Annotated in this window: 8 protein-coding genes; all 8 read right to left on the bottom strand. The window is 42.7% G+C overall.

Annotated features, from left to right (window positions below):
* Nucleotides 1–27 precede the first annotated feature (27 nt).
* Nucleotides 28–1,089 carry a UDP-glucose 4-epimerase GalE gene (gene galE, locus JMY00_RS04700; protein WP_201579291.1) on the bottom strand — a complete coding sequence of 354 codons (1,062 nt, stop codon included), beginning with the start codon at nucleotides 1,087–1,089 and terminating at the stop codon, nucleotides 28–30.
* Nucleotides 1,090–1,184: 95 nt separating this feature from the next.
* Complete coding sequence (sucD, locus tag JMY00_RS04695; RefSeq protein WP_101204626.1) at nucleotides 1,185–2,060, bottom strand: succinate--CoA ligase subunit alpha; 876 nt, start codon at nucleotides 2,058–2,060, stop codon at nucleotides 1,185–1,187.
* A gap of 150 nt (nucleotides 2,061–2,210) precedes the next feature.
* A complete protein-coding gene (gene sucC / locus JMY00_RS04690) occupies nucleotides 2,211–3,377 on the bottom strand; it encodes an ADP-forming succinate--CoA ligase subunit beta (RefSeq protein WP_201579290.1) in 1,167 nt (388 codons plus the stop codon).
* Between the two features lie 158 nt (nucleotides 3,378–3,535).
* A complete protein-coding gene (gene lpdA, locus JMY00_RS04685) occupies nucleotides 3,536–4,990 on the bottom strand; it encodes a dihydrolipoyl dehydrogenase (protein ID WP_201579289.1) in 1,455 nt (484 codons plus the stop codon).
* 261 nt (nucleotides 4,991–5,251) lie between these two features.
* Complete coding sequence (gene odhB / locus JMY00_RS04680; RefSeq protein ID WP_201579288.1) at nucleotides 5,252–6,499, bottom strand: 2-oxoglutarate dehydrogenase complex dihydrolipoyllysine-residue succinyltransferase; 1,248 nt, start codon at nucleotides 6,497–6,499, stop codon at nucleotides 5,252–5,254.
* Between the two features lie 155 nt (nucleotides 6,500–6,654).
* Nucleotides 6,655–9,531 carry a 2-oxoglutarate dehydrogenase E1 component gene (locus JMY00_RS04675; protein ID WP_201579287.1) on the bottom strand — a complete coding sequence of 959 codons (2,877 nt, stop codon included), beginning with the start codon at nucleotides 9,529–9,531 and terminating at the stop codon, nucleotides 6,655–6,657.
* Nucleotides 9,532–10,445: 914 nt separating this feature from the next.
* Nucleotides 10,446–11,156: a succinate dehydrogenase iron-sulfur subunit gene (locus tag JMY00_RS04670; protein ID WP_055123743.1), complete on the bottom strand. Its 711-nt coding sequence runs from the start codon at nucleotides 11,154–11,156 to the stop codon at nucleotides 10,446–10,448.
* Between the two features lie 223 nt (nucleotides 11,157–11,379).
* Nucleotides 11,380–13,230, bottom strand: a complete 1,851-nt coding sequence (gene sdhA, locus JMY00_RS04665) for a succinate dehydrogenase flavoprotein subunit (RefSeq protein ID WP_057757857.1) — start codon at nucleotides 13,228–13,230, stop codon at nucleotides 11,380–11,382.
* Nucleotides 13,231–13,265: the final 35 nt, after the last annotated feature.

The raw sequence follows: 13,265 nt of genomic DNA, 5'->3' as shown, positions 1-13,265 counted from the left end.
TATTAGACAGCTGTAACGCCATGTGACTTAAGAAACATCGTAGCCATTTGGGTACATGCTCTGCCAACGCCATGTATCTTGACACATATCAGTAATCGATAATTCAGCTTGCCACCCTAACAACATTTTCGCTTTATCGACACTGGCATAACAACTCGCAATATCACCTGCTCGACGATCTGTAAACTGATAAGGAATAGCCTGACCAGATACATCAGAAAATGCACATACCAACTCTAATACAGACGTACCTTTGCCAGTACCTAAGTTAATAGGTAAAAAGCCTACTGAATATTGTTGTGTCGTACCACTTTCGTTTAGTCTGCTTTGTTTCTCTAAATAATCGAAGGCAGCCACATGACCTTGAGCTAAGTCAGTGACATGAATAAAGTCACGGACACCTGTTCCATCGACAGTAGAATAGTCATTACCAAAGATGCTAAGCTTTTCAAGTTTGTCGACGGCCACTTGGGAAATATAAGGCATCAAGTTATTAGGAATATCATTTGGGTCTTCGCCAATCTGTCCTGATGGATGTGCCCCTACTGGATTAAAGTATCTGAGAGCAATCAGGTTCCAACTGTCATCGGACGCAGCTAGATCTTCTAAGATATGTTCAACTGCAAGCTTACTTTGTCCATAAGGATTGGTACAAGAACGCTTCGATCTCTCATCGATGGGTAAGGATTCAGGATCACCATAGACAGTGGCAGATGATGAAAAAACTATATTCTTAACGCTATACTCTGCCATAACTTCTAATAAGGTTATGGTGCCGCTGACATTGTTATTATAATATAGCAATGGCTTGGAGACCGACTCTCCAACTGCTTTTAACCCAGCAAAGTGAATCACGCCGAAGAATTTGTGTAAAGCAAAGACTTCTCTAAGTAACTCAGTATCTCGTATATCACCTTCGATAAACTCAATAGGCTGTCCAATCAGAATAGAGACTCGATTGATAGCTTCACGGTTACTATTAGATAAGTTATCGTATACGACAATATCATAGCCTGCTTCATGCAATGCTATACAGGTATGGGAACCGATATATCCAGCACCGCCCGTAACTAGTATCTTGGTTTTCATAAGAGATTCAGATATAAAAAGACACCCCATTGTAGGGGTGTCTTTATCATATTTCAATGTAGATTTAGTAGTTTAACTGTAGACTAATGCCTATCTTACCAACCAGTAACTTCTTTTAGCTTGTCGCCAAGCTTAGATGGGTCACGTGTATACGCGATACCAGCATCTTCAAACGCTTTGAATTTCTCTTCAGCAGTACCTTGACCACCAGAGATGATAGCGCCAGCATGGCCCATACGCTTGCCTTCTGGAGCAGTAACACCAGCGATATAACCAACAACTGGCTTAGTTACATGATCTTTGATGTAAGCAGCAGCTTCTTCTTCAGCAGTACCACCGATCTCACCGATTAGGATAATAGCTTCAGTTTGTGGATCAGCTTCGAATAGTTTCAATGCGTCAATCTGGTTCATACCAGGGATAGGATCACCACCGATACCGATACAAGTTGACTGACCAAAACCAAGCTTAGTAGTCTGAGCGACGGCTTCATAAGTCAATGTACCAGAACGTGAGATGATACCTACTTTACCTGGCTGATGGATATGGCCTGGCATGATACCGATTTTGCACTGACCTGGAGTGATAACGCCTGGGCAGTTAGGACCAACTAGACGCACATCGCCAGCTTCTTCAAGATAGCGTTTTGCTTTTAGCATATCGATAGTCGGTACGCCTTCAGTGATCACAACGATTAACTTAACGCCAGCATCGATTGCTTCAACGATAGAATCTAGTACAAATGGTGCTGGTACGTAGATAACAGAAGCGTCAGCTTGAGTCGCTTCCATTGCTTCCGCCATAGTGTTAAATACTGGTAGGCCTAGGTGCGTTTGACCGCCTTTACCTGGCGTCACACCACCAACTACTTTTGTACCGTATTCGATGGCTTGTTCAGAATGGAACGTACCATTTTTACCAGTAAAACCTTGTACCAATACTTTGGTATCTTTATCGATTAATACACTCATTATATTTTCCTTGTATTCGGTTGTCTTGTAACAGTGGCCTTTATGACTATCATTATCAAATTTTGATAACCAATTTTTATTATAAAAACCACTATTACGATTTGACTACTATGCTTAAGCGTTTATCTCTAAACACTTATATTTAAAGACTTACGCTTTAACAGCATCGACAATTTTTTGAGCCGCGTCAGATAAACCTTGAGCTGAAATCAATTTCAGACCAGACTCTTCTAGGATTTGCGCGCCTTTCTCAGCGTTGTTACCTTCTAAACGAACAACGACTGGTACTTGTACGTCAACTTCTTTGATAGCAGCGATAATAGCTTCTGCAATCATGTCACAACGTACGATACCACCGAAGATGTTGATTAGAACACCTTCAACGCTGCTGTCTTCAAGAATGATCTTGAATGCTTCAACAACGCGATCTTTAGTTGCGCCGCCGCCAACGTCCAAGAAGTTAGCAGGCTTGCCGCCATACAATTTGATGATGTCCATGGTCGCCATCGCAAGACCAGCACCGTTAACCATACAACCGATGTTACCTTCTAGAGCAACATAGTTTAGGTCAAACTCAGCGGCTTTAAGCTCACGCTCGTTTTCTTGTGTTTTGTCTTGTAGCGCTGCAATTTTAGGCAGACGATACAATGCGTTTGAATCGATACCGATTTTGCCATCGACACAAACGATTTCGCCATTTTCGCGAACGGCTAATGGGTTGATTTCCATTAGAGCAAAGTCGTTTTCAACAAATGCTTTATAAGCACCAGTCATCAATTTAACGAACTGGTTAATTTGCTTACCTTCTAGACCAAGTTTGAACGCAACGTCGCGCGCTTGGAAAGGCATTAAACCTACTAAAGGATCAACATTTACTTTGAAGATTTTTTCTGGAGTGCTGTGTGCTACTTCTTCGATATCTACACCACCTTCGGTAGATGCCATGAAGGTTACACGACGAGTCGCACGATCAACGACTGCACCAAGATATAGCTCAGTTTGTACTGGGTACATATCTTCTGCAACCAATACGAAGTTGACTGGCTGACCATCAGCATCAGTTTGGAACGTTACTAGGTTAGTACCGATCAGCTCTTCAGCAACTTGCTTAGCTTCTTCACGAGTTTTAACCAGCTTCACACCACCAGCTTTACCGCGACCACCAGCATGTACTTGCGCTTTAATTACCGCAATATCAGTTGGGGTTTTATCAAAAGCTGCAGCAGCTTCTTCGCCGTTATGAGCGATGATGCCTTCTTGAATTGGCAAACCGTAGCTTTTTAATAGCTCTTTTGCTTGATACTCATGTAAATTCATTGATTGTATCCTTTATTTTTTACAATTAATAAAAAGTGAAATCAAGTGCGCACATATACATATTAATCATACGTCTGACGCACTCATGATTGTGGCATCACCACAATAGCGATACCACAATCAGGTTGTAAATCGATAATAACTAAATTAGCAATTACTTATTTTTTACGCTTTTTACGCTGGATAGCGTGAATAGCACGACCATCTGCAGATAGAGCAGCTTCATGCACTGCTTCTGAAATAGTTGGATGAGCAAATGTCATCAACTGTAAGTCTTCGATACTAGACACAAATTCCATCGCGATCATACCTTGATGGACGACATCACCAGCACCAGCAGCGATAGCATGCATACCTAATAGACGATCTGTTTTCGCATCAGCAACTACTTTCACAGAACCTTGCGCTTCACTTTGCGCTAATGCACGACCGTTAGCAGCTAAGTTGAAAGAACCTGTTTTAACTTCATAGCCAGCTTCTTCAGCTTCTTGCTCAGTCAAACCTACCCATGCGATTTCTGGGTGAGTATAAATGACATTGATGATAGTGTCATAGTTAACTTGAGGTTTTTCGCCATGAATGCGCTCAACAGCCATCATACCCTCTTCCATAGCTTTGTGCGCAAGCATAGGACCACGGACCAAATCACCGATAGCATAAACGCCATCAAGATTGGTTTTGCATTGGTCATTAACATCGATAAGGCCACGTTCAGTCAACGTGATACCGCTGTCATCGCCAAGTAGCTTTTCAGAATAAGCACGGCGACCAACACAAACGATTAGCTTATCAAAGCTCTCCTCGCTCGATTCACCTTTGCTTTCGCTAGTGACGACAACTTGGTCACCTTGTACTTCAGCATTGGTTACTTTGGTATCGACACGGATATCAAGACCTTGCTTCTTCAGCATTTTGCCAGCTTCTTTTGAGATGTCTTTGTCAGCAGCAGCTAAGAAACTAGGAAGTGCTTCATATACGACGACCTCGCTACCTAGACGACGCCATACTGAACCAAGCTCAAGACCGATAACACCAGCACCAATAACGCCTAAACGCTTAGGGACTGAGGTGAAATCAAGTGCGCCAGTTGAATCAACAATACGGTCACCGTCAGTCTTGGCAACAGGAATCTCGATAGGCACAGAACCTGCCGCAAGAATAACATTCTTAGCAGTGATCGTCGTTTCGCTTTCGTCTTCTAGAGCAGTAAATTTGACTTTTTTGTCAGCGCCCGTGCCGTCAACTAAAGTACCCCAGCCCTGTAGCCAATCAACACCATTGCCTTTTAGCAACGCAGCAACACCACCAGTCAACTGCTTAACAATACCTTCTTTACGTTCTATCATTTTTTCGATATTGATAGCAACGTCACCAGTACTGATACCGTGCTCGTCAAGGTCATGCTTAGTAGCTTCGTAACGATGTGAGCTGTCAAGTAGGGCTTTTGATGGGATACAACCAACGTTTAAGCAAGTACCGCCAAGTGCTGGCTCGCCTTTATAAACGCGCTTTTCGATACAAGCAACACTCATACCGAGCTGGCCTGCACGAATAGCTGCTTCGTAACCACCAGGACCGCCGCCGATGACGACTAAATCATAATTGTCTTTCATAGTACGTTCCTATTTTTAATTGTATGTGTCATTTAAACTGGTTGTTATCTCGCTGATAGATCAGCGTTATCTACACTGAACAGTTAATACACTATGTCAATGAGATAGACTCACTCATCAATAATCGATAGCAAGTCACCATTATTAAATTTATTTAAATACAGTTATCAGCGCATAAAGAGATCGCTGACTAATAAAAATCATTATCTATACCAAAGTTAAAAAGCTTGTATCAGCGGTTGCCAATACAAGCTTAAAAGCTTACAGGTCTAGTAGTAGCATTGCAGGGTCTTCGACCAACTCTTTGATAGTTACCAAGAACTGTACTGCTTCTTTACCATCGATCATACGATGGTCATAAGATAGCGCTAGGTACATCATTGGTAAGATTTCAACTTTACCATCTACAGCCATTGGACGGTCATTGATAGCGTGCATACCTAGGATAGCAGTTTGTGGTGGGTTCAAGATAGGTGTTGACATCAATGAACCAAATACACCACCGTTAGAGATAGTGAACGTACCGCCAGTCATGTCTTCTAGACCAAGCTTACCTTGCTGTGCTTTACCGCCAAACTCACGAATTGTGCTTTCAACATCAGCCATGCTCATGCGATCAGTATCACGTAGTACTGGAACAACCAAACCACGATCTGAAGATACTGCTACACCGATATCATAAAAACCATGATAAACAATGTCATCGCCATCTAGTGAAGCGTTTACTGCTGGGAAGCGTTTCAGTGCTTCTGTCGCTGCTTTTACGAATAACGACATAAAGCCTAAACGTACGCCATGACGCTTTTCAAACTTCTCTTTGTACTTAGCGCGCATGTCCATCAATGGCTTCATGTTCACTTCGTTAAACGTCGTCAACATCGCTGTATCTTGTGATGCTGATAATAGACGCTCAGCAACACGTTTACGAAGACGAGTCATTGGAACACGTTTTTCAGTACGCTCACCCATTGATTCAGCAACAGGACGGCCGCTATCAGACTTGATGCTGCTGTCTGATTTCAATGTAGGGTTAGCCATATCAGTTTTGGTTACACGACCACCGCGGCCACTACCTTCAACTTCTTTAGGATCTATGCCTGACTCTTTTGCTGCTTTACGAACTGCTGGGCTTTGATCTTTATGATCAGCTTCGCCTTTCTTATCTGTTGCTTGAACAGGCTCGCCACCATCGGCAGCTTGTCTTGCCTGAACTGGCGCAGCTGGTTGATCAGGATCTACTGCTGGCGCTTCTTCTGCGCTAGCACCAGCACTTGCACCGGCTTCAAACTGAGCGATAAGCTCATCAGACAACACAGTATCATCAACTTGCTTTACGATTTTGGTCAATACACCATCATCAGGTGCCACAACTTCTAATACAACTTTATCAGTTTCAATTTCAGCCAATAGGTCATCACGATTAACTTGTTGACCTTCAGTGACATGCCACTCAACGATTGTGCCATCGGCAACCGATTCTGGAAAAACGGGGGCTTTGATGTCAGCCATCGATATACTCCTTAGATTTGGATATTCATACTTATTATTAAGTCGTGATAGGCAGTCAGTAGTTTTCTAATAACTTTGCTTATATTTTATTAAAAAACACTGACTGTCATCGCCTGATTCATTTATCTTCTATAATCTTTTGATTAGACAAGGTGTTACTGAGCTAATTCATCAACACTTATGCCAAGGCCACCAGCAATGAGTGCTTGCTGTTGTTGAGCGTGTAGTTTTGGTGATCCTGTTGCAGGGGCTGCACTAGGAGGACGCGCTACTGGCTCCATGACTTTTGCTTTGGTTGGATGCGGTACGACAATACGGAACATATGCGGTGCCAAATAGTACCAAGCGCCTTGGTTCAATGGCTCTTCTTGCGTCCATACAATTTCAGTTAGGTTACTGTACTTTTCGATTTCAGCGATTAAGCGAGTCTCTGGCAATGGATACAATTGCTCAATACGAACAATAGCCACATGATCAAGACCTAATGCACGGCGCTGCTCTAACAAATCATAATAGACCTTACCACCACACAGAACCATACGGGTCACTTTATCTGCGTTGTGATCGTCCATCTCTGGCAATACCGTCTCAAACTTACCGTTAGCAAGCTCTTCTAAATTAGAAGTCGCTAGCTTATGACGCAATAAGCTCTTTGGTGACATAACGATCAATGGCTTACGAATAGGACGTACTGCCTGACGACGTAATGCATGATAAATTTGCGCAGGAGTCGTTGGGGTAATGACCTGCATATTGTCTTCAGCACATAGCTGTAAGAAACGCTCTAAACGTGCAGATGAATGCTCAGGGCCTTGACCTTCAAAGCCATGTGGTAACAACATCGTCAAACCACAAACACGCTGCCATTTGGTCTCGCCGCTTGAGATAAACTGGTCAATCACAACCTGAGCACCATTCACGAAATCACCAAACTGTGCTTCCCAAACGATCAATGCGTTCGGTACAGTGGTCGCGTAACCATATTCAAAGGCTAGTACCGCTTCTTCTGACAACAATGAGTTGTAAGTAGCAAAGCGCGCTTGATTTTCGCTCAGATGAGACAACGGTACATACATGCTACCATCATTGACATTGTATATTTCACTGTGACGATGTGAGAAAGTACCACGGCCTACATCTTCACCAGTAATACGTACTAGTACGCCATCGTTATCGACCAATGATGCATAAGCCAATGTCTCAGCCGCACCCCAGTTAAGAGGCTCTTCGCCCGTTTGCATCGCTAGACGCTGCTCAACGACTTTTTGAACCTGACGTTGTAGCTTATAACCTTCTGGCATTTCGGCCATACGGCGTCCATAACCTTTCAGCTTTTCTATATCAACACTGGTATCCCAGTCATCAACCAAGTCATGACCTAGATAAGGTTTCCAATCTACAAATAACTGCTCGTTAGGCTCTTGAACCAATGAGCTAACAACATAATCACCACGGTCTAACGACTCACGATAGTCATCTTCGTACTGTTTTTCTTCTTCAGTATTTAAGATACCTTCTGCGATAAGCTTCTGCGCATAAAGAGTACGAGTAGTTGGAAGCTTCTTAATAACAGCATACATCAATGGCTGAGTTGCAGATGGCTCATCTGCTTCATTATGGCCATTACGGCGATAGCAGAACAAATCAATGATGATGTCTTTGTCAAACTTATGACGATAATCTAATGCTAACTGAGCGGCAAATACGACTGCTTCAGGATCATCACCGTTTACATGTAGGATAGGAGCATGAACCATCTTGGCAACGTCAGTACAATATTCAGTTGAACGAACATCTTCTTGACGGCTAGTAGTAAAGCCAACTTGGTTATTAATCACGATATGCACAGTACCGCCAGTGGTATAAGCACGGGTCTGTGACATCTGGAAGGTTTCTTGAACCACACCTTGACCAGCAAAAGCGGCATCACCATGAATCACGATAGGTAATACTGAATTACCACCAGTATTGTCTAGTAGTGGCTGATCATTACGGCGTACTTGACGAGCACGTACTGAGCCTTGTAGTACTGGCGCGACAATTTCAAGATGCGATGGGTTAAATGCTAAAGCCAAATGCGCTTCGCCACCTGGTGTCATCACGTTAGATGAAAAACCATTGTGGTATTTAACGTCACCTGAGCCTTTTTCTGGCTGCACTTTACCATCAAACTCATCAAATAAGTCTGCAGGATTTTTACCTAAGATATTGACTAATAGATTGAGGCGGCCACGGTGAGCCATACCAATGACCATTTCTTTTGTGCCATATCCACCAGCACGTTGAATGATTTCATTGATCGCAGGAATGAAGCTCTCGCCCCCTTCCAAACCAAAACGTTTAACACCCGTGTATTTACGAGCAAGGTATTTTTCTAGACCTTCAGCAGCGGTTAAACGCTCAAGAATAGATAAACGTTTTTCTTTATCGAATTTGATATAGCCTAGATTAGTCTCTAGGTATTCTTCCATCCAGCGTTTCTCTGTACTGGTGGTAACGTGCATATACTCGACACCGATATGGCCACAGTAAACACGTTCCATGATTTCGATGATTTCGCGCAATGTCGCTTCATCTTTACCGATGACTAAATCATTTGTCGGGAATACGGTATCAAGATCAGCTTCTGACAAATTATGATAAGCAAGCGTCAAATCTTCTACTTCTGCACGTGGATGCAAATCTAAAGGATCAAGCTTGGCGCGGCGATGACCGCGACGACGGTATGCTGAGATTAGTTGCTGTACGCCCATCTGCTTAGGATCACAGTTGGCAGAGCTGCTAGAGTCGGTATCAGTACTGCTACTCTTATTTGCCGTTTGATTACGAGCAAGTAGTAAGAACTGATCTTTGATAGCGTTATGCTGAGCATCGTTCTGCGACTTATACTGTTCAAAGTACGTTTGCCAGTCAGTATCAACACTATCAGGGTCTGTTAGGTATTGCTCGTAGAGAGCTTCTATATAGTTGGCGTTATCGGCAGCCAGTTCAGTATGTACTTGGCCAGATTTTTCTTTGGTTATACTATTCATAATAATCGTCTATTTGATAGATAAATGAATGGAATCGTGCTTATTATTGTGTCAGTCGTTGTATGCTCAGGTAGTTAGACAATGTGTCATATCCTGTTAAATACTATTCGATAAAACACTTTTATCCCTAAGTATTGCCATCACCATAGAATATTGCTGTCAGTGTCTACAAGAGCAAGTGATGCTAAATAGTGGTAACAAGTCTTATTGCAATACCCGTCTAAAAATAAAACTATTTGTGAACGCTCAGTTTTCTTATCTAGCTCGTTTCACAACATTAATTTATATATACTTCTTTGAGTCATAACCAATCCATTAATGATAAGCTATTAATAGATAATTATATTTTCAGCTAACCTATAAACTGGTTATTGATGCTGAGTTACCCTAAATTTGCTGATAAATCCTGCCTTTTCAGACAGACATACATTGCTGTATAGATTATCATGCCCATTTTTTGCGACATAGTTTGTTTGTTCAATACTAGGTATTTATGTAATGAATATCTATCATCAATTATAAACGCATAATCATTGTGCGCATAGTATTTTAGCCTGATAATGTCATAATCTGCTCAAACGATACATATTAAGCGCTAAAAAAGACGCTTTGATCATCTCATTAAATACCAAATACAATTATACCAAAATTCGACTGTGTCTATATTCGATTATATAGGGTGATTGTCTATGTATTATTTCTTCTTACATACGACCAACGTATTGACCATACAGTTTTACTCATAAATCATTTAAAACCTATTTTTCAATAGGCTAAATTCATCATATCTTTTAAATGACAGGTCAGCTATAAAAGTAGTAAATCTATATATCAGCTTTTTAACTAACAAAAACACCACCTAATGAATAGGTGGTGTTTTTCGTATGGTAACTATAAAGATTAATTATTTGTGCTTAACCAGCTTGGTCAATCAACATATTACGTAAGTGACCGATCGCTTTGGTTGGATTCAAGCCTTTTGGACAAACTGATACACAGTTCATGATACCGCGGCAACGGAACAAGCTAAACGGATCGTCTAAGCGAGCTAAACGTGCTTGAGTATCACCGTCACGACTATCAGCAACGAAGCGATAGGCATGTAATAACGCTGATGGTCCTAGGAACTTATCAGGGTTCCACCAGAATGATGGGCAGCTGGTTGAACAACAAGCACATAGGATACATTCGTATAGACCGTTCAGCTTTTCACGCTGTTCAGGCGACTGTAAACGCTCTGTTGGTGGTGCTGGCTGATCATTAATTAAATATGGATGTACTTTCTCATACTGCTCATAGAACTGGTTCATATCAACAACCAAATCACGAACCACTGGCAAACCAGGTAGCGGACGAACCGTTACTTTTTCTGGTAGCGTGTTCATGTTGATTAGACATGCCAAACCGTTTTTACCATTGATGTTCATGCCGTCAGAGCCACAAATACCTTCACGGCAAGAGCGACGGAAAGTAAGCGTTTCATCTTCTTTCTTTAGGCGTAATAATACGTCAAGCAACATACGATCTGAATCAAGTAGTTCAATCGTATAAGTTTGCATACGTGGCGCTGCGTCCAGATCTGGATCGTAGCGATAGATTTCGATGGTGCGAGTACCTCGGCTCATAATGCTAAACTCCACACGTAGGTGATGGCGGGCATACAAAGATTGCAACATATTTGCGCTAGCTATTAATCAGTACTGATAACCAGTATCGGGTACCAATTAATAGCGTAGTAGCGCTGGCATGAGCATGTAGCTGGCGGTCACCTTTTTAATAAATTAATAAGGGATAAAACGTTAACACTGCTGTTATCTATCAACTATATATAAAGCATGCAGTCTAGAATTAGTAGACGCGGACTTTTGGTTCGATATAATCAACGGTTAATGGCACTTTACGTACTGGCTTATAAATGATGCGATTGCCTTCAGAGTACCATAAAGTATGCTTCATCCAATCGTGGTCATTACGGCCGTTAGGTGCGTAATCATCATCTTCTGGACGATCATAATCAGATACACTGTGTGCGCCGCGGCTTTCATGACGCTTCGCTGCAGATATCATTGTCGCTTTTGCTACCTCATATAAGTTAGCAACTTCGAATGCCTCAATACGTGCTGTGTTGAACACTTGTGATTTATCGCCAAGATGAATCTTGTCGATTTTTTCACCTAGCGCTAAAATCTTCTCAACGCCTTCGTCCATCATCGCTTGCGTACGGAATACACTAGCGTGTTTTTGCATCGTAGCACGAATCTCATCAGCCACGTCTTGAGCATTGTAGCCTTCAGTAGACTGTTGCAGCTTGTCTAAACGCTTCACTGTAAAGTCAAGTACGCGTGGATCAAGCGGCTTATAGTTGTGATCTGCATGGTGGAACTCATCAACGATATGCTTACCAGCTGCACGGCCAAATACCAATAGATCTAGCAGAGAGTTCGTACCTAGACGGTTAGCACCATGTACACTTACACAAGCACATTCACCGATTGCATAAAGACCTTTAACCACATTGCCTTTTGCATATAGACCGTCTTCATCAGTACCCGCTTCTAGATCCGGCACAATCACTTGACCATGAATAGTGGTTGGAATACCGCCCATCATGTAGTGAATGGTTGGGATTACTGGAATTGGCTCTTTAGTGATGTCAACGTTGGCGAAGTTTTTACCGATCTCAAATACTGATGGTAGACGCTTCATGATGGTTTCAACACCTAGATGCGTCATATCCATGACGATATGATCAGCATTAGGACCACAACCACGGCCTTCTTTGATTTCTTGGTCCATCGAGCGCGATACGAGATCACGTGGTGCCAAGTCTTTCACGGTTGGTGCATAACGCTCCATGAACGCTTCGCCATCTTTGTTACGCAAGATAGCGCCTTCACCGCGGCAACCTTCAGTTAATAGTACACCTGCACCATGAACACCAGTTGGATGGAACTGCCAGAATTCCATGTCTTGCAATGGAATACCAGCACGTACTGCCATGCCAATACCGTCACCAGTATTGATATAAGCATTGGTAGAAGCTGCGAAGATACGACCAGCACCACCTGTCGCTAGGACAGTAATTGGTGACTGGAATACTGCAATCGTACCCGTCTCTTGCTCAAGCGCGACGACACCGTTGATGTTACCAGCTTCGTCTTTGATCAAGTCAAGGGCGATCCACTCGATAAAGAACTCAGTGCCCTGCTCTAGGTTTTTCTGATATAGCGTATGTAATAGTGCGTGACCTGTACGGTCAGCAGCGGCACAAGCACGTTGTACTGCTTTTTCGCCATAGTTAGACGTATGACCACCGAACGGACGCTGATAGATCGTACCATCTTCGTTACGGTCAAACGGCATGCCCATGTGCTCAAGCTCATAGACTACTTTTGGCGCTTCACGGCACATATATTCGATAGCGTCCTGGTCACCTAACCAATCTGATCCTTTAACGGTATCATAAAAGTGAAAGTGCCAGTTGTCATTGCTCATGTTGCCCAAACTTGCACCGATACCACCCTGAGCGGCAACCGTATGCGAACGCGTTGGGAATACTTTGGTAAGGACTGCAACCTTCATGCCTGCTTCCGCTAAATGCAATGAAGCACGCATACCTGAGCCGCCGCCACCAACGATAACTGCATCGTAGTTTAGGGTCTTGATATTACTAATGGTATTGTCTTGTCTAGTTGCCATTACGGTTTTCCTAATGCCTGTTAATGCGTAAAAGT

This window comes from Psychrobacter sp. Pi2-52, assembly GCF_904846705.1.
GTDB lineage: Bacteria > Pseudomonadota > Gammaproteobacteria > Pseudomonadales > Moraxellaceae > Psychrobacter.
Note: the sequence above shows the minus strand (reverse complement) of the source record. Positions and strands in the feature narration are given on the sequence as shown.

Excerpts from the sequence above, each read along its gene's own strand:
- JMY00_RS04670 (WP_055123743.1), bottom strand. The coding sequence starts at position 11,156 with ATGAGCCGAGGTACTCGCACCATCGAAATCTATCGCTACGATCCAGAT.
- sdhA (WP_057757857.1), bottom strand. The coding sequence starts at position 13,230 with ATGGCAACTAGACAAGACAATACCATTAGTAATATCAAGACCCTAAAC.
- sucD (WP_101204626.1), bottom strand. The coding sequence starts at position 2,060 with ATGAGTGTATTAATCGATAAAGATACCAAAGTATTGGTACAAGGTTTT.
- odhB (WP_201579288.1), bottom strand. The coding sequence starts at position 6,499 with ATGGCTGACATCAAAGCCCCCGTTTTTCCAGAATCGGTTGCCGATGGC.
- lpdA (WP_201579289.1), bottom strand. The coding sequence starts at position 4,990 with ATGAAAGACAATTATGATTTAGTCGTCATCGGCGGCGGTCCTGGTGGT.
- galE (WP_201579291.1), bottom strand. The coding sequence starts at position 1,089 with ATGAAAACCAAGATACTAGTTACGGGCGGTGCTGGATATATCGGTTCC.
- sucC (WP_201579290.1), bottom strand. The coding sequence starts at position 3,377 with ATGAATTTACATGAGTATCAAGCAAAAGAGCTATTAAAAAGCTACGGT.
- JMY00_RS04675 (WP_201579287.1), bottom strand. The coding sequence starts at position 9,531 with ATGAATAGTATAACCAAAGAAAAATCTGGCCAAGTACATACTGAACTG.